The organism is Serratia sp. AKBS12 (assembly GCF_024793895.1).
GTDB lineage: Bacteria > Pseudomonadota > Gammaproteobacteria > Enterobacterales > Enterobacteriaceae > Serratia_F.
In genome coordinates, this window is the sequence record NZ_JANUSB010000016.1 from 163,037 (window position 1) to 179,530 (window position 16,494).

Consider the following 16,494-nt stretch of genomic DNA (forward strand, 5'->3'; position numbering starts at 1 on the left):
TAAATTTTTACATTAAATCGTGCACGAAATCACCATTTAAGCTGAAAGATGCTGAAATGTATCAGCCTGCGACATTTACAGTGAAGGTGTGACCGCGTGCATCCAGGCGACGCTCAATCAACATGACACAAAGTGTGACTCCTATTGGCAGGTTCCAGGCCGAAGCGGACAGGATTTGTGGCCCTCAAAGGATGCGTCACGGTCATTAATGCCGGCATCAGCGTCAGCATCAGCGTCAGCGTCTGCGTCTGCGTATGCATCAGCACCAGCACCAGCACCAGCACCAGCACCAGCAGGTTATTGCCATCGCCTTGCCGCCGTTGTTTTCTGCCGTTCGGTTGACAGGATTGGCGGCATGGTAATTGCTGGTTAAATAAATCCATAGGCAGGCTATTATCGCTCAGAGAATAAAGCAGTGGGATGTTCAGACATGTGCTTGTAATATTTGCTAAAGCGTTGTTAATCATTATTAACAATCGGTTACCACAAAACAACAGGCGATCGTAACTTATTAAAATTCAAATATTAATTTATAATCCTTTTTATCCTACTCTTGATGAAAGTAATTTAACAATGGTTTAAACCGATTTAATCCATCGTTTTTTTCATCCGGCAAAATGTTCAGTCACTGCTATAATTATTCCCGTAGCAAATTAGGACAACGACTAATCAAGAGGATATCTGATATGAGCACCGCTAAACTGGTTAAAACGAAATCTTCTGACCTACTTTACACGCGCAATGACATGGATGAAAAAACCAAACTGGAGGCCATCAAGGCCCTGAATCATCAGGTAGTCCAGTTTATCGACCTGTCGTTGATCACTAAGCAGGCTCACTGGAACATGCGTGGCGCCAACTTTATCGCCGTGCATGAAATGCTCGACAGTTTCCGTACCGCCATTATCGACCATCAGGATACCTTTGCCGAGCGCGTGGTGCAGTTGGGCGGCGTGGCTCTGGGTACCGTGCAGGTGGTTAATGACAAGACACCGTTAAAAAGTTACCCAACCAATATTCACAGCGTACAGGAGCATCTTAAGGCGCTGGCGGATCGCTACGGTGCCGTAGCCAACGACATTCGCCAAGCGATTGGCGAAGTGACAGATGAAGATACTGCAGACATGTTCACCGCCGCTTCACGCGATCTGGACAAGTTCCTGTGGTTTATTGAATCCAATATCGAATAACCATCAATAGGGTTGTTTGGCATACATCCTGCGTGTTGTAGGGTGGCAGAACAGGTTGCGGCCAGTGCCCAACCTGTTTTTTCGTTGCACGTCAACGCGCAAACCGATAACGCGCCGAATATCCGGCGTAAGCGAGGTGACCATGGCAAGTGGATGGGCAGCAGATGGCGCAGTGCAGGATCAGATAGATTCTACCGTCGACGATGCCGTACAGCGAGCGCGGGAGGCGCTGGGCCAAGGCGAAAGCGCTCAATATTGTCATGAATGTGGCGAAGCCATCCCGCAGGCGCGTCGCGAGGCATTACAAGGCGTACGCTATTGTCTCGCCTGCCAAAACGCGCTGGATAAACAGCACGCGGCAGCCAGCCTGTACAACCGACGCGGCAGCAAAGACAGCCAATTGCGCTAGCTTCCTCCCCCAACCGGTCTGACCGTTAGCGCTCGCGGCTCCTGCCTGAATGCCGATCCCCACCGGCCCGGGTTGCACCTGTTTGTGCGGTATCGCGCCGCTAAAGTTAGAGTTAGTTATCAGTATTGATGCATAATTGTTAATTATCGGTTGTTTCCCAGCCATAAATTGGTTAATCATAACCACATGCACCATCAAGGATCGCAGAGCACCATTTCAGGGCCTCCTTTTGGTGCATTATCTTAAAAATTGGCCAATTCGGCACAACATCACATCGCAACCCCTTGTTTTTATAATAATTGCAACTATGGCACGAATATTTCATGGCATGAATGCAATAACAAAATGGGTAAACCGCAACCTGTACAGGAAATTCCTCTTATGAAGTCAATTTTCAACGTCTCGCTGGCCGCTCTGTCGCTGGCCTTTGCAGTAAGTTCTCACGCAGCAGATAAATTGGTGGTCGCCACCGACACCGCTTTCGTGCCGTTTGAATTCAAACAGGGCAACCAGTATGTCGGTTTCGATATTGATCTGTGGGCCGCCATCGCCAAAGAACTGAAGCTGGACTACACCCTGAAGCCAATGGACTTTGGCGGCATCATCCCAGCCTTGCAGACCAAGAATATCGATCTGGCGCTGGCTGGCATCACCATTACCGACGAACGTAAAAAAGCTATCGACTTCTCGGACGGCTACTACAAGAGCGGCCTGCTGGTGATGGTCAACGCCAACAATAACGACGTAAAGAGCGTCAAGGATCTGGACGGCAAAGTGGTTGCGGTGAAGAGCGGTACCGGCTCGGTGGACTACGTTAAACAAAACGTAAAAACCAAAGACCTGCGCCAATTCCCGAACATCGACAATGCCTATATGGAACTCGGCACCCAACGTGCCGACGCCGTGGTTCACGATACGCCAAACATCCTGTACTTCATCAAAACCGCTGGCGCCGGCAAGTTCAAGACGGTAGGCGACTCACTGGAAGCACAGCAGTACGGCATCGCGTTCCCGAAAGGCAGCGATCTGCGTGAAAAAGTGAACGGCGCGCTGAAAACCCTGCGCGAAAATGGCACCTATAACGAAATTTACAAAAAATGGTTCGGTACCGAACCCAAGTAATTGTAATGACTTTAGGCAGTTAACGTATCAAACGCAGGGGCGCCGCACGGCCTCTGCGCTTTGCCGTATCTGATACCCACGTTTGGGATCACCGGGAGAAAATACCATGCAGTTCGACTGGAGCGCCATCTGGCCCGCCATCCCCATTCTGTTAGAAGGCGCCAAAATGACCCTGTGGATTTCGGTCCTCGGTCTGATTGGCGGCTTGATCATCGGCTTGGTTGCCGGCTTCGCCCGCACCTACGGCGGTTGGATCGCCAACCATATCGCACTGGCCTTTATCGAAGTGATTCGCGGTACGCCAATTGTAGTGCAGGTGATGTTTATCTACTTCGCCTTGCCAATGGCATTCAGCGATTTACGCATCGACCCGTTCACCGCTGCGGTGGTGACCATCATGATCAACTCCGGCGCCTACATTGCGGAAATCACCCGCGGGGCGGTGCTGTCGATTCACAGCGGCTTCCGTGAAGCCGGGCTGGCGCTGGGCCTGTCGCGCCGCGAAACCATCCGCTACGTCGTGATGCCGCTGGCCCTGCGCCGCATGCTGCCCCCGCTCGGCAACCAATGGATCATCAGCATCAAGGATACCTCGCTGTTCATCGTCATCGGCGTGGCGGAACTGACCCGCCAGGGACAGGAAATCATCGCCGGCAACTTCCGTGCGCTGGAAATCTGGAGCGCCGTCGCCGTTATCTATCTTATTATCACTCTGGTGCTGAGCTTTGTTCTGCGTCGTCTGGAAAGAAGGATGAAAATCCTGTGATTGAATTTAAAAACGTCTCCAAGCACTTTGGCAAAACCCAGGTGCTGCACGATATCGATCTGAAGATCAGCCAGGGCGAAGTGGTAGTGATCATCGGGCCTTCCGGTTCGGGCAAATCTACCCTGCTGCGCTGCATCAACAAACTGGAAGAGATCACCAGCGGCGATCTGATCGTCGACGGGCTAAAAGTCAACGACCCGAAGGTCGACGAACGGTTGATCCGCCAGGAAGCCGGTATGGTATTCCAGCAGTTTTACCTGTTCCCACACCTGACCGCTCTGGAAAACGTCGCCTTCGGCCCGATTCGCGTGCGTGGCTTGAAGAAAGCCGATGCTGAAAAGCTGGCGCGTGAACTGCTGGCGAAAGTCGGCCTGGCGGAACGTGCGCACCACTACCCGTCCGAGCTGTCCGGCGGCCAGCAGCAGCGCGTCGCCATCGCGCGTGCGCTGGCGGTCAAACCGAAAATGATGCTGTTTGACGAGCCGACCTCGGCGCTGGATCCGGAACTGCGCCACGAAGTATTGAAAGTGATGCAGGATCTGGCGGAGGAAGGCATGACCATGGTGATCGTAACCCACGAAGTCGGCTTCGCCGAAAAAGTCGCCTCGCGTCTGATCTTCATCGATAAAGGGCGTATCGCACAGGATGGCGATCCGCATACCCTGATCAACACCCCGCCAAGCCCGCGTTTGCAGGAATTCCTGCAACACGTTTCCTGACGCGGGTCCCGCACCGCCACGGCGGCCTTTCCTGGCCGCCGTTCAGCCACGCTGCTGCGTATTGCGGGCGGCATCGCCTGGTGCTCAACCCGGCAGCGACGCCATCAGGACAACGCCTCCTCCTGCTTCACCGTTCTAAATGTCTGCATCAGCCTGACCACATCCTGCATGCCCACGTTTACCTGCTCGATTACCTGACCGGCATCCTGAGTCAACGCCACCCCGCCGCCGGCCTGTTCCACGCAGGTGGCCATACCGGCTATCGCCGCCGCCACCCCTTGTTGAATCGATTTTGTCATGCCTTCGATTTCAACCGCCGCCCTGCGAGACTGCTCCGCCAGTACGCGGACTTCATTGGCAACCACCGCAAAGCCGCGCCCATGCTCACCGGCATGCGCCGCTTCAATCGACGCGTTGATCGCCAACAGGTTGGTTTGCGCGGCAATCTTGCGCATCGCCGCAACAATGCCGTCAATCTGTTGCGAATAGTCGCCCAGATCGCTCACCACTCGTGACGTCTGGCGGGCGGCCTGTTCCACCTGCTGCATGCCGTTGACCGCCTGCTGAACGATGGTCGCCCCTTGAGCTGCGCTTTTATCGGTCACCAGTGACAAATGGTGCACATCGCGCATCAGGGCTTCTTCCTGTTGCTGCTGCACCATCAGCCGCGTTATGTCCTGGGCAATTTTCACCACCTTGATCACCTGCCCCTGGTCATCGAGAATCGGGTTGTAGCTCGCTTCCAGCCACACCCGCTCACCACGGCGGTTAAGCCGCTCAAACCGGCCGGTAATAAACTCGCCACGCGCCAAACGCTGCCAATGCTGCTGATACTGTGCCGACGCGGCCAGTTCTGCCGAGCACAGCACGCTGTGTGCCTGGCCACGCGCCTCTTCCAGGCGATAGCCCATCAGCGCCAGCATGTTATCGTTGGCATCCAGAATCACCCCCTGTGGGGTAAAGGTGATGATCGCCATCGAACGATCCAATGCCGCCAGCAGGCTGCTCTGTTGCTGCGCCTGCACTACGCGGTCGGTAACCTCGCAGGCCAGCTTAACGATCGCCAATACTTTCCCCCGGCGGTTAACTATCGGGGTGTAGGTACCTTGCAGCCATAGCAGCTCGCCATTCTTGCGGCGACGCTTAATATTATCCGTTATCGATTCACCTCGATTAAGCCGCTGCCAATGCTGGCGATAGGCAGCGCTGGTAGCGTATTGCTCGTCGCAAAATATACGGTGGTGCTGGCCGATGACTTCGCTACGTTCATATCCCAGACATTGCAAAAATAGATCGTTGGCGCGCAGCACGGTACCATCGGGTTTAAATACGATCATCGCCACGGCATGTTCAATGGCGCGCAACTCGCCGCGCCAGGGTATAGTTAACTGACTGAATCGTAACAGCATAAAGTGGGCATCCTTCTGACAGGTGATTTTACGTTCTGATATTTTTATTGCCGTACGTTTAGCCCACACTAACGCACCGCCGCCGGCGAGCAAACGCTTACCGCCGTCTTGTAACCGCAGAGAAATAATAAATAAAAGCAATTATTAATTTTAAAATAGTAATTTCTAATTATGCACAGGAAATATTGCTGATTTGAGAATAACGTAAAGCAGAAAAAAGAACAGCGCCAGCAAACTATTTATTTTCGCCGGCCGCGGCCAGGCCATCCGCACATTGCCCAGTCTGCCGGGCAGCGGTTGTTCACCACCGCCTGCATGCACCTTGAGGCCGAATCAACCTCACCGGCATGATGCCGACAGCACGCCGGCATCATGGCATCGGCTAGCGGCGCTATGCCGCCAGATCGGTTGGTTGATCGGCAACGCCATTTATCGCCAGCTGCTGCGGTGCGTAGTGCAATCCATCAAGCAGCGCCTGGTGTGCCAGTCCTTGCAACATGATGACACTGTCCGCCGCGTCCAGCGCATGATTGTCATTGTTATCAACAATCAGATAGCTGCTGTTTTCCTCTCCCAGCACGCTGCTGATGCCCGCTTTGGCGCTGAGCGCGCCTGGCTGATCCAGATCCAGCAGTGCAGCCAACAGTGCGCTGGCACTGTGCGGCTGTTCGCTCAATGCACCAACCCGCGCTTCAATGTCCTGCGCGTTACTGATGCCATAATCCGTCAATGCGCTACCGCTTTGCGTGGAGAAGCGCAGGTTGGATAAGGCATCGCTGATACTGCCGCTGGACAGCGAAAAATCGCGTAGCGTTACGCCGGATTCGGCGGTGCTGGATTGCAGAGAAAAACTGTTATTACCGCCGCCGCCGACGAGGGTGGTATCGCCGGCAACGTTGAACCGATCGTTGCCACCGCCGCCTTTCACCAGCAATTGCTCGCCGTGCAGGCCGAGATCGGTCAATATCGGCGCCAGCGCCGCCTGCGTGCCATCGCTCAACGGCAACAAATCCAGCATTTGAATCAACATACCGTCTCCGCTGCCACCGTCACCGGTAGTCAGGTTCAGCGCGTTACGCTCGAACCCCGAGGCGTCGATCAGCGCCAGATTGTCGTAGCCGTCAGACAGGTGCAGCGTCAAGGCCGCCTTGCCATCCAGGATAATTTCCCGTATCTGCTGATTATCGCCCGCCAGCGTCAGCTCGCCGCCGCGCCACGCGCCGGTGGTAATGGCAATCTGACTGAGCGGATTATCATCGCCGCTGCTGTTGAGCACCAGCGTACCGGCATTGTTGCCGCCGGAGAACAGCACCTCAAAGCGGTTGAGCGCGTTCGCCAGAAAATCGATCTGCAACAGGCTGTCAGCCTGATTGCCTACGCTGTCGATCTCCAGCTTACCGGCGGCCCCGCTGGCATTGATCACCTTGACGTTATCCGCCTTGCCCGACAGCAGCAGTCCCGCGCTGCCAAGATCGTCCGGCAGCGCATGCTGGATCACATAGCCGCCACGGGTGCCTTCCGCCGTGGCGTCGCCGGTCAGCAAACCATAGTCGAACACGTGAGCCTGGGTGGCCAGGCTGTCAGTTTTGCTGCCGCTCCAGTTGATGCGTTGCAGCGTAGCCTCTGCCTGGCCGATGTAGCCAGCCATATCCAACTGCTCAAAATGGCGGAAATTGTCCACGTTACTGTCGATGGTAGTTACCCGTGCGCCCCACAGATCGATACTGGCGATCGATTTGACGATCAGATTGGCGGACAGCACGTCGTGCCCTGCGCCGCCGTCGGCGCGCAATTCAGCCCCGACCTGGTTGGCACCACCATCACCGTTGCCGGCCCACAGCAAGCGGTCATTACCGTTGTCGAGCAGGAAATTGCCACGCGCGTCGTTGAGCTGCGCCAGTGCGCTAATCTGTAGCGTATCGCCGCCATAGGTGCCGTTAAGCGTGACATTGGCATTGTTGAGGATGACGTCGACGCCGTAACTTACATACTGATTGTTATGCAGCGTGATCTTGGCGGCGCTGGTCCCGTTGACGGTCAGTGACGACAGCTGATAGGCATAGCTGAGATCCACCGACACCGCCGCATCGGCGTCAAGAAAGACGCGGTACAGCACTGCGGTTTCCGCATCGCTCAAGCTATGGCCGCCGTAGCCGTTCACCGTGCCGTAGGCATTGCCACCGCCCTCGCTGGTGCTGAGCGAAGCGGTGCTTTGATAGGTCAGGCTGTTGCCAATATCACGGGCAAACTGCCATTGTTCATGCTGCGTGACCGCATCGGGCGAGTCGTTGCCGCGCAGATCCTCCACCACCCGTTGCACGATCAACGCCTGGTCATCGCCCAACTCGCGGTACGCCGCCAGCTGCTCGGCGTTCGCCACACGCCCGTGCACGGCCTGATAGATATGCTGAATAAACGCGTCACCCTGCAAATCGCCAATCTGCTGCTGAAACTCCGGCGTCGCCAACAGTGCGCCAATCAACTGATGGTAGTTCATCTCGCCCGACGCCAGCGTGTTGCTCCAATGATCGAGCGAACCGGCGTCAATAGCGCGTTCGGGCACCGCCAGGAAAACGGCGGCAACCTGCTCCTGATATAAACTGCCTGGCAGATCGTGCGGGAACAGCGCATCGTCAATCTGCCGATCCAACGCCTGCTGCTGCGCCAGCAGCGCCGGGTCATCACCGAGATAATTGAACAGATCCATCACCACGCTGGCGACGGCGGCGTTAAAATGCCCCATCTCGAGTAAAGAATTAATGTAATTTGCATCGGCGGGTTGCTGATAAATCGAGCTATAGACCGTGCTGAGAATGTCAAAATCACTTTGCCCGTTCATCCAGTCGGCGTCGGGTTGACTCATCAGAACCGTGGCAATATAGGCAGGCGGCAGGCTGCCAAGATCGTATTGGCTATCAAGCTGGTTGATTTCGTCCAGCGTCGGCTGTCGGCCATAAATGCCGATAATCAATGCACCAACCTGTTTCTGCGTTGATAAAGAAGTCATGGGAACTCTCGCTATGTGAAGGGTAGCAACGCGGCGTCAGGCGCCGTGATCCTGTCTCCTGCGGCATAAACGGAGACGCTGCACACTGCTGGAAAGGCGTATTGTAGGTATGGATACAGTTAAGGAACCGTTAAGCATTCTGTCAACCGAGCGGTGACAGCAAAAGACCAAACTGGGAGTTGCCTCCCAGACGGGTAGATTAACCCTGCGCTAGCGGGGCGCTTTGCCAGCGTTCGGCGGCCCAGGCCGCTTGCTGTTCGGCGTCGTGGAATGTCCAGGCGACGAAGCGGCTGATTTTCTGTCCCTGGGCCATTTCGATGGTACGCACCTGTTGTGCTCCGGCCAGTTTCAGCGCGTGGTAAATCGACGGCAGCGTGGTGTTTTTGGAGATCAACGACGTAAACCACAGGCAGTTTTTTGCCTTGGCGACGCTTTCTTCCACCATGGTGCGTACAAAAGCTTCTTCGCCACCGTCACACCATAGCTCATTATTCTTGCCGCCAAAGTTCTGTACCGGTTTATCCGCCACGTTGCCCTTGCCCAATTTATGCAGCTTCAATCGGGTGCTGGCGCGAGCTTCCTGTTCAGAACCGTGGAACGGCGGGTTGCACAGCGTAGCGTCAAAACGCTCGGCAACGCCGACGATGCCATCGAAAATACGTGTCGGCTGTTTTTGTAACCGCAGGCGCACGCTGTTTTTCAACGTTGGATTCATCGCCACGATCATTTTGGCCGAGTTCAGCGAAACCGGATCGATTTCCGAACCGGTAAAACGCCAACCGTACTCACGCAGACCGACAATCGGATAAATACAATTGGCGCCTACGCCAACGTCGAGGATCGCCACGCCCTTACCGCGCGGGATCTCGCCGCCGTTACTGGTGGCCAGCAGATCCGCCAGATGGTGCAGATAATCCGCGCGCCCGGGGATCGGCGGACACAGGTAATCGGCAGGAATATCCCAATGCTCAATACCGTAAAAATGTTGCAATAGTGCGCGGTTAAGCATTTTCACCGCGGCCGGATCGGCAAAATCCACCGACTCATTGCCCCATTCATTGACTTTGACAAATGATTCCAGCGCCGGACAACTGGCGATCAACGCCGGGAAGTCGTAACGGGAACGGTGGCGGTTACGGGGATGCAGGCCTTTTTTCTGCTGCGGGAAAGTTTTCTTTTTTTGCACCTGACTGACTCTTGCTGGCGGGTTCTGGCGCATAAGATAACATATCCCCCGACCAAACTTGCAGCCTGTGACAAACCGGTCAGAATAAAAGCTTCGTTTATCAAGACAAGGGACGCTATGAGCAGTGAAACGCATTACTACTATGAGCCTGCCGCCGGCCATGGCCTGCCGCACGATCCGCTGAATGCCATCGTCGGGCCACGGCCGATCGGCTGGATCTCGTCCGTCAGCGCCGCCGGACACCGCAATCTGGCACCGTACAGTTTCTTTAACTGCTTCAACTACCGCCCACCGATTATTGGCTTTGCCAGCTCTGGCTGGAAGGACAGCGTGGCGAACATCATCGAAACCGGCGAGTTCGTCTGGAACCTGGCCACGCGCCCGCTGGCGGAAGCGATGAACAACAGCTCGGCGTCGCTACCACGAGGCGGAGACGAATTTGCCTTCGCCGGCGTGACGCCGCTGCCGGGCCGCAAGGTCAGGGTCGATCGGGTGGCAGAAAGCCCGGTCCACTTTGAATGCCGACTGAGCCAGTGCATCCAGTTGCAAACGGCGGCCGGCGAGCAGGTGGAATCCTGGCTGGTACTGGGGGAAGTGGTGGCGGTGCATATCGATCGCACGCTGCTGGATCAACACGGCGTGTACCAGACCGCCGCTGCCCAGCCGATTCTGCGCGCCGGCGGGCCGACGGCGTATTATGGCATTTCCGAACAGCAGCGTTTCGATCTGGTGCGACCGGACGCAGCTAAATAACCTTACCGCCGGGGCAAACCGGCGGTAACCCACCTACTGCCGGGCAGCGATCGCGGCGGCAAAGTCCTGGCACATCTTCTGGTCACCGTCGGCGTTGTCCGCCAGCAGCACCTCACCGTCTACCACCCGGATATGCGCCACCAAGTCGAAGTCGGCAGCCGGTTGCGGACGCTGCGCCGCGTCCGCCATGGTCTCCTGCGCCATCCGCCACGCCTGCTCGACCGTCTGGTTACAGGCCGCCGCCAGATAATCCGGGTTGAAGCCCTCGCCGGTCAGGCTGCGCAAGGTGTCATCATGGCTGACGCTGTTGCCCGGCTGCCAATAGTGCTGCGCCAGATCGGGGCCTATCGCCGGGTTGTCGGTCAGATAACCGTCGCGCTGCAAGAAGAACTGACGCGTCTGTTCTACTGCCATCAACGCCAGCAGGTAGCCCTGATAAGAGCAGGCCGACTCCAGCGACAGCAGGTGCGGTATCGCCAGTGTCGGCCGCGGGCTGCCGCTGACACCGAGGATTTTCTGTTCGGTGTCGCGCGCCAACTGGGTAATGGCCTGCGGCGTCAGCTGTGCCTCATCCCGTTGATACAGCGCCCATTCAAAATACGGCACCAGCAAAATATGGCGCTCGTTGAAAGCGCGCATCGGCTGCCGCGCCTCAATGCTGGCCTTGATCAGCGCATCCGGTACCGCTTCACCGGCGGCGTTCTTGGCATAACGTTTCAGCCAGTCCGCGTCATCCAGCAGGCTGTCGCAAAACATCGACTGCGTTTCGGCATAGGCCATTGAGGTTGGCGGGAACTCCTGCGAGAAACAGGGGGCATTTTGACAGATATTGGCAAAGTGCGCCGCGTGTCCGCCCTCATGGAACAGGGTATTCAGGCCATGGGCGCCGCTACCAACCTGCCCCGGCTGCGCCAGACTGGTGAAATTGAGCCTGGCCGGCCGCCACTCGCCGCGTTGGAAAAACGGCGGCTGCGGGCCATGCATAAAACCGTTCTCATATTTGCCCACGCGCACCAGCAGATCGAGGTTCATTTCCGCACCGCGAAAACCGATATGCAACCGCTTGAAACTGTCGACCCAGCGCGCCAACGACTGAGCGAACGGCAGATACGGATCCAGTTGACGGGTAACGTCGCCGGCGCTGGCAAAACGCAGGTTCCAGGGCTCCAGCGCCTGCGCGCCTTTCTCCGCCGCCAGCTGTTGCAGACTGCGCGCATTGGCCTCGCGGGTTTGCTGCTCGAAACGGTCAAGAATGGCGAACAGCTGCTCCGGCGTCATACGTTCGGTCTTGTTTACCTTGTAATCAAAATAGTTGCGATACCCCATCTGGCGCGCAAAACGATTGCGCAAAACGATCAGCGCCGGCAGGCCGTTATGCAGCAGCCACTGTTCCAGCTCGCGCAGCGCGGTTTGTGAACTGCGGCGGTAATCTTCATTCTGGTTGGTGGCCTGATTGGTCAGCAGCTCACCCAGCGACGCAGCCACCCGATGCCCCTCTGCATTCAGGTGGGTTAACGGGTGAGCCTTGCGGCGATCGTACAGATCGGCTTCGGCGGCAATGATCTGATCCAGCAACGTCTGCGCCTGCGGGTCCTCAATCACGTTGCACTCAAAGAACCGCTGCCAGCCGTTTAATCCATGCAGCAGCGCCTGGCGCTCCTGCGTGGGGGGTAACGCCTCCAGTTCGGCCACCAGCTGCCGAATCTCCGGCAGACGGCGCGGCTCGGCGATAAAACGCTTATAGGCGCTTTCCGCGGCGGCAAAACGTGCCGATACGTCTGTCGCGCCGATGCCCATATAGTTCTGCCAGAACAGATCTTCCTTGGTCTGGTGAACGCGCAGATAGTCCTGATTCAATTGATTGAAATAATCGAGAGCCTGTTGCATAGACATCCTTCCGATGCGCGATGAAAACTGTCAGTATAGCCACCGGCAATCATGCCAGACGCGCCAACCCCTGTTCGAACGTGTCGACTTCACCACTGGCCAACAGACAACAGGCCACCTGACGTGCCAACGCGTTCGGAATTGCCACCTCGCCGGCCAGACAGCGTTCAATCCAGCGTGCGGTGGTTTCGGCGTCCTTGGCCTCCGGCAACTGCGGCAGATCCTCCTGCGCCGGGCGTTCCAGCAGAATCTGCTGCTCACCATTGACGATATAGTGGATCTGCGGACAACGCAGCGGGTTGGCGTAGGCTTCGCCTTCGGTGCCATGCATCAACAAACCGCGGGCGCCGATCTGGCGGAAAAATGACGCCACGCGGCCAACGTATTCCGGGTGCGAAACGCTGGCAATGCGTAACACGTCTGCATCGCCAAATGGCGTCGCCAGTTTGGCCAGCGTATGGGCGCTATTGCGTACCCCCATGCGCCAGCGCAGGCTCAACTGACGATCAAGCGCGGCGGACAGTGCGCCAACAGGTATAAATACCGGCTCACCGCTCTCCAGCCGCTGCTGGGCATCGGCGGCATTCTCCGACCAGGCAATCCCCAACGCCTGGAAGATCTCGGCGCTGGTGACCCGCGTGCTGTCATCCAGTACGCCGTGCACCACCACCGGCAAACCAGCGCGCGCCAGCAGCAGAGCCAGCAATGGCGTCAGATTTGCCTGCTTGCGCGCGCCGTTGTAGCTTGGCAAAACCACCGGCATCGGCCGCCCGTGCGGTTTTTGCAACCGCAGTATCTGCTGCTGCATTGCCTGGTAGAAGCCGAGCATCTCGGCCTCGGCCTCGCCCTTGATGCGCATGGCGATCAGCACGCCGCCCAGTTCCAGCTCCGGCACTTCGCCGGCCAGCATCGCCTGATAAAGCGCAAATGCCGTTGCTTGATCCAGATCGCGCGCGTGATTCTTTCCACGCCCTATTTCTTTGATAATTTTGGTGTAATCCATGCAGGCCTCCCCTGGTGCGTCTGTTTAGCATACCCTATCCGCGATAGTGCTCAACTTCTTTGCCCCGCCTGCGCCGAATCAGTCCGATCAGCATCAGCAGGGCAAACAGCAGCGCCAGCAGGTTGTACGCCATCGCACCGGCAAAGGCCTGCACATAACGTTCCAGGTGACCAGCCTCCGCCAGCAACGGCACAAACAGCATTCCGCTGATGGCAATTCCCAGCGCGCCGCCTATTTGCTGTACGGTCGCGATCACCCCGGCGGCCATGCCCGCCTGCGGCGCAGGTACCCAGCCCAATAGCCGATTCAGCAACGGCGTCATGCTCAGCGCCTGGCCAAAACCCAACACCACCAGCCCCGGCACCAGCCACAGCGGCTGCGCCCCTCCCTCTCCCCAGCAGATCTGCACCAGCAACATGCCCAGCCCGCCGGCATAGATCAGCACACCGCCGGCCAACGCAGCGTCGCCCCAGCGTCGTACCCCCAGCGGTGCGAGGAGCGAGCCGATGATAAATGCCACGCTGGCGGGGGCAAACAGCGTCCCGGCCTGAAACGGCGACAGGCCGATACCGGACTGCAACAGCAAGGCAAAACACAGGAAGAATGACGATGCCGTTGAATAAATCGCCAATACCACCGCCACCCCGCGAGTGAAGGCTCCTTGCCGAAACAGAGCAGGATCCAGTACCGCATCCTGCGCCCGCCGGGTCAGGTGCCGCTGCCAATGCCAAAATGCCCACAGCAGTACAATACCGGCCACCAGCATCGGCGCTATCCACCACGGCCAATGGCGCGAGGGACCTTCCAGCAGCGGCAAAAACAGCATTAGCAAGCCGGCCGCGGCCAACAGCAGTCCGATACCGTCCAGCCGCTGCGCATGCTCGAGACGCGACTCGGGGATGCGCCGCGCCACCACTATCGCCACCACGCCAATCGGTAGATTAATCAAAAAGATCGTGCGCCAACCGCTGCCAAAAATATCGGCCTCGACGATCATGCCGCCAAACACCTGGCCAACGATCGCCGCCAGACCCAGCGTCATACCCAACCAGGCAAAGGCGCGCCGCCGTTGCTGTTCATCGTACAGTACCCGTAGCAGAGCGTAGATTTGCGGGAACAACAGTGCCGCCGCCGCTCCTTGCAGAAAACGCGCCACGATCAGCATGGTGAGCGAAGTTGCCAGACCGCACAGCGCCGAGGTGAGCGTAAACGCCAGCATCCCCAGGCGGAACAGCCGGCGACGGCCAAAGCGATCGCCCAATCGCCCACCGCCAATCAACAGCATGCCAAACGCCAATTCATAGCCGGCGATAATCATGCCAATAGCGGCGAAGCTGGCGGCAAATTGTTGCTGAATAACCGGTGCCGCCACGTTGACCACAAACAAATCGAAAACGGTAACAAAACCGCCCAACAACAGCACCGGCAATCCCGGCAGGCCGCGACTGCGGCAGGAAAGAATATGCTCCATAACGCCTCCTTAATCGGTATTGCCGGCAGTATGGATGATGATTTAAGCTGTTACTATATAGCCATTTATACTATTACTATTGGTAACAGGACGCTTATGCCACCACGCACGCTACAGAGAACCCGCCAGGAGCTGGCCGATTTTTTACGTCAGAAAAGGGAAAAGCTCACGCCGCTGGCGGTAGGGTTGCCAAGCGGCAGCCGACGGCGCACCCCCGGCTTGCGCCGGGAAGAAGTGGCGGCATTGGCCGGGGTGGGATTGACCTGGTACACCTGGCTGGAACAAGGGCGGGAAATTAATCCGTCGGTCGACTTCCTGGAAAACCTGGCACGGGTACTGAAACTGGACGCAACCGAACGCTATCACCTGTTTTTGCTGGCTCATCAGCGCCCACCGGTGGCCACGGGGCATCAATGGTGTCAGATCTCGCCGCTGGTACGGCGTCTGCTCGACGATCTGACCCTGCGCCCGGCCTACGTGATGAACCTGAGTTGGGACATCATTGCCTGGAACCCGGCGGCAGACGCACTGTTCGGCATTGCCGAACGAGCGCCAGAGCAGCGTAATATGCTGTGGATGCTGTTTGCCGATCCACAGCTTCAGCAACGCCTGCTTGAATGGCAGGCGCAAGCGCCGCAAATCCTCGCCAGTTTTCGCCGCGACTATGCCCGCGCACCGCACGACGCCACCATGCAGCAGCGGGTACAATCGCTAGCCGACATTTCACCGCAGTTTCGCCAACTCTGGCAGCAGCACGATATTCATGGCCGCTGCCAGGGGCAACGAACGTTTCGGATCGACGGTGTGGGAGAAGTGACCTTCGAGCACGCCTCCTTTGTGGTTGATGAAGAAAATCATCTGCGGCTGGTGATGTACAGCGCGCTGGCCGATACAACGCCCAGCGCGGCATTCGAAGCAATATTATCGCGAGGCGCTAGACGGCCATCTGCGGCTGGGTGACGCCAGCCATCCTGCTACCCAGCGCCTGCGCCGACGCCAGTAGCGCCTCGATATGCGGGAACTCCGGCGTCAGCAGCAGTTCAGAGGTCACCACCCGCGCACCGCAATAATCGAAAATACCGTGATCGATCTGGGTCTGTATCGCGCTGGTATAGCCATGGCGGTCATAGGTGCCCCTATCTGCGGCGCCAATCGCCGCCAGATGCACCCTCAGATGCGACAGTTTCTTTTGCACTTTGCCGTCCCCACCGTCTTGGTACGCCCAGCCGTTGGTGAACACCCGATCGATCCAGCCCTTGAGCTGGCCTGGCATCGACCACCAATATACCGGATAGACCAGTATCACGGCGTCGGCGCGATCGATACGCTGCTGCTCGGCCAGCACGTCCGCCGGGATAGGCGCCTGCAGGTGAAATGCGCTGATATCATCGGCAGAAAAACGCGGGTCAAACCCCTCCGCCGCCAAATCGGCGATCTCGACGCTGTGATTACCCTCGGCAACGCCCGCAGCAATGCGCTGCACCACACCGTGAGTCAACGAGCTCTGAACCGGGTGTGCGGTAACGATAAGATAATGCATGTTGACCTCTCTGATTGCTGATTTTCAGGAAC

15 protein-coding genes are annotated in these 16,494 nt (G+C 57.4%); 7 read left to right on the forward strand and 8 right to left on the reverse strand.

The genetic code is table 11. The features are described from left to right. Positions 1 to 113: 113 nt before the first annotated feature. Positions 114 to 467 (reverse strand): hypothetical protein, encoded by a 354-nt coding sequence (locus NYE85_RS20075; RefSeq protein ID WP_259006506.1) that lies wholly within the window; start codon positions 465 to 467, stop codon positions 114 to 116. A 219-nt stretch (positions 468 to 686) separates the two neighbouring features. Between NYE85_RS20075 and dps the strand changes: the two genes are divergently transcribed. The 5 genes from dps to glnQ all read left to right on the forward strand — a co-directional run bounded on the left by dps (position 687) and on the right by glnQ (position 4,206). Further along, complete coding sequence (dps, locus tag NYE85_RS20080; protein WP_259006507.1) at positions 687 to 1,190, forward strand: DNA starvation/stationary phase protection protein Dps; 504 nt, start codon at positions 687 to 689, stop codon at positions 1,188 to 1,190. 142 nt (positions 1,191 to 1,332) lie between these two features. Then, positions 1,333 to 1,599 carry a DksA/TraR family C4-type zinc finger protein gene (locus NYE85_RS20085; protein ID WP_259006508.1) on the forward strand — a complete coding sequence of 89 codons (267 nt, stop codon included), beginning with the start codon at positions 1,333 to 1,335 and terminating at the stop codon, positions 1,597 to 1,599. Positions 1,600 to 1,980: 381 nt separating this feature from the next. Continuing rightward, a complete protein-coding gene (gene glnH / locus NYE85_RS20090; RefSeq protein ID WP_039992324.1) occupies positions 1,981 to 2,721 on the forward strand; it encodes a glutamine ABC transporter substrate-binding protein GlnH in 741 nt (246 codons plus the stop codon). 106 nt (positions 2,722 to 2,827) lie between these two features. Then, complete coding sequence (gene glnP / locus NYE85_RS20095; RefSeq protein WP_004965440.1) at positions 2,828 to 3,487, forward strand: glutamine ABC transporter permease GlnP; 660 nt, start codon at positions 2,828 to 2,830, stop codon at positions 3,485 to 3,487. Continuing rightward, on the forward strand, positions 3,484 to 4,206 hold the full coding sequence (gene glnQ, locus NYE85_RS20100; RefSeq protein ID WP_259006509.1) for a glutamine ABC transporter ATP-binding protein GlnQ: 723 nt from the start codon (positions 3,484 to 3,486) through the stop codon (positions 4,204 to 4,206). Before glnP ends, glnQ begins: the two co-directional genes overlap by 4 nt. A 104-nt stretch (positions 4,207 to 4,310) precedes the next feature. Here glnQ and NYE85_RS20105 read toward each other — a convergent pair whose 3' ends face one another. From NYE85_RS20105 to rlmF, 3 genes are all read right to left on the reverse strand, one after another. Continuing rightward, complete coding sequence (locus tag NYE85_RS20105; protein WP_259006510.1) at positions 4,311 to 5,615, reverse strand: PAS domain-containing methyl-accepting chemotaxis protein; 1,305 nt, start codon at positions 5,613 to 5,615, stop codon at positions 4,311 to 4,313. 391 nt (positions 5,616 to 6,006) lie between these two features. After that, entirely contained in the window at positions 6,007 to 8,622 is a 2,616-nt protein-coding gene (locus NYE85_RS20110) for a DUF4214 domain-containing protein (RefSeq protein ID WP_259006511.1), read from the reverse strand. A gap of 199 nt (positions 8,623 to 8,821) precedes the next feature. Continuing rightward, entirely contained in the window at positions 8,822 to 9,808 is a 987-nt protein-coding gene (rlmF, locus tag NYE85_RS20115) for a 23S rRNA (adenine(1618)-N(6))-methyltransferase RlmF (RefSeq protein ID WP_259006512.1), read from the reverse strand. Positions 9,809 to 9,925: 117 nt separating this feature from the next. Here rlmF and NYE85_RS20120 point away from each other — a divergent pair, with 117 nt between their 5' ends. Next, complete coding sequence (locus NYE85_RS20120; protein ID WP_259006513.1) at positions 9,926 to 10,561, forward strand: flavin reductase family protein; 636 nt, start codon at positions 9,926 to 9,928, stop codon at positions 10,559 to 10,561. Positions 10,562 to 10,594: 33 nt separating this feature from the next. Here NYE85_RS20120 and NYE85_RS20125 read toward each other — a convergent pair whose 3' ends face one another. From NYE85_RS20125 to NYE85_RS20135, 3 genes are read right to left on the reverse strand one after another with little or no spacing between them, the layout of a single operon-like run. Next, positions 10,595 to 12,448 (reverse strand): M3 family metallopeptidase, encoded by a 1,854-nt coding sequence (locus tag NYE85_RS20125; protein ID WP_259006514.1) that lies wholly within the window; start codon positions 12,446 to 12,448, stop codon positions 10,595 to 10,597. Between the two features lie 49 nt (positions 12,449 to 12,497). After that, positions 12,498 to 13,451, reverse strand: a complete 954-nt coding sequence (gene ybiB, locus NYE85_RS20130) for a DNA-binding protein YbiB (RefSeq protein WP_259006515.1) — start codon at positions 13,449 to 13,451, stop codon at positions 12,498 to 12,500. Between the two features lie 34 nt (positions 13,452 to 13,485). Continuing rightward, a complete protein-coding gene (locus NYE85_RS20135; protein WP_259006516.1) occupies positions 13,486 to 14,922 on the reverse strand; it encodes an MFS transporter in 1,437 nt (478 codons plus the stop codon). 96 nt (positions 14,923 to 15,018) lie between these two features. On the opposite strand from NYE85_RS20135, the gene NYE85_RS20140 reads away from it, so the two are divergent. Next, positions 15,019 to 15,882: a helix-turn-helix transcriptional regulator gene (locus NYE85_RS20140; RefSeq protein WP_259006517.1), complete on the forward strand. Its 864-nt coding sequence runs from the start codon at positions 15,019 to 15,021 to the stop codon at positions 15,880 to 15,882. Here the strand turns inward: NYE85_RS20140 and NYE85_RS20145 are convergent. After that, on the reverse strand, positions 15,857 to 16,462 hold the full coding sequence (locus NYE85_RS20145) for an NAD(P)H-dependent oxidoreductase (protein WP_259006518.1): 606 nt from the start codon (positions 16,460 to 16,462) through the stop codon (positions 15,857 to 15,859). The two genes, NYE85_RS20140 and NYE85_RS20145, sit on opposite strands and share 26 nt — an antisense overlap. Between the last annotated feature and the right edge of the window lie 32 nt (positions 16,463 to 16,494).

Bases quoted from the DNA above. Each gene is read 5' to 3' on its own strand.
- NYE85_RS20145 (WP_259006518.1), bottom strand. From the start codon at position 16,462: ATGCATTATCTTATCGTTACCGCACACCCGGTTCAGAGCTCGTTGACT.
- NYE85_RS20075 (WP_259006506.1), bottom strand. From the start codon at position 467: ATGATTAACAACGCTTTAGCAAATATTACAAGCACATGTCTGAACATC.
- NYE85_RS20105 (WP_259006510.1), bottom strand. From the start codon at position 5,615: ATGCTGTTACGATTCAGTCAGTTAACTATACCCTGGCGCGGCGAGTTG.
- glnP (WP_004965440.1), top strand. From the start codon at position 2,828: ATGCAGTTCGACTGGAGCGCCATCTGGCCCGCCATCCCCATTCTGTTA.
- NYE85_RS20120 (WP_259006513.1), top strand. From the start codon at position 9,926: ATGAGCAGTGAAACGCATTACTACTATGAGCCTGCCGCCGGCCATGGC.
- NYE85_RS20110 (WP_259006511.1), bottom strand. From the start codon at position 8,622: ATGACTTCTTTATCAACGCAGAAACAGGTTGGTGCATTGATTATCGGC.
- NYE85_RS20085 (WP_259006508.1), top strand. From the start codon at position 1,333: ATGGCAAGTGGATGGGCAGCAGATGGCGCAGTGCAGGATCAGATAGAT.
- dps (WP_259006507.1), top strand. From the start codon at position 687: ATGAGCACCGCTAAACTGGTTAAAACGAAATCTTCTGACCTACTTTAC.
- NYE85_RS20135 (WP_259006516.1), bottom strand. From the start codon at position 14,922: ATGGAGCATATTCTTTCCTGCCGCAGTCGCGGCCTGCCGGGATTGCCG.
- NYE85_RS20125 (WP_259006514.1), bottom strand. From the start codon at position 12,448: ATGCAACAGGCTCTCGATTATTTCAATCAATTGAATCAGGACTATCTG.
- glnH (WP_039992324.1), top strand. From the start codon at position 1,981: ATGAAGTCAATTTTCAACGTCTCGCTGGCCGCTCTGTCGCTGGCCTTT.
- NYE85_RS20140 (WP_259006517.1), top strand. From the start codon at position 15,019: ATGCCACCACGCACGCTACAGAGAACCCGCCAGGAGCTGGCCGATTTT.
- ybiB (WP_259006515.1), bottom strand. From the start codon at position 13,451: ATGGATTACACCAAAATTATCAAAGAAATAGGGCGTGGAAAGAATCAC.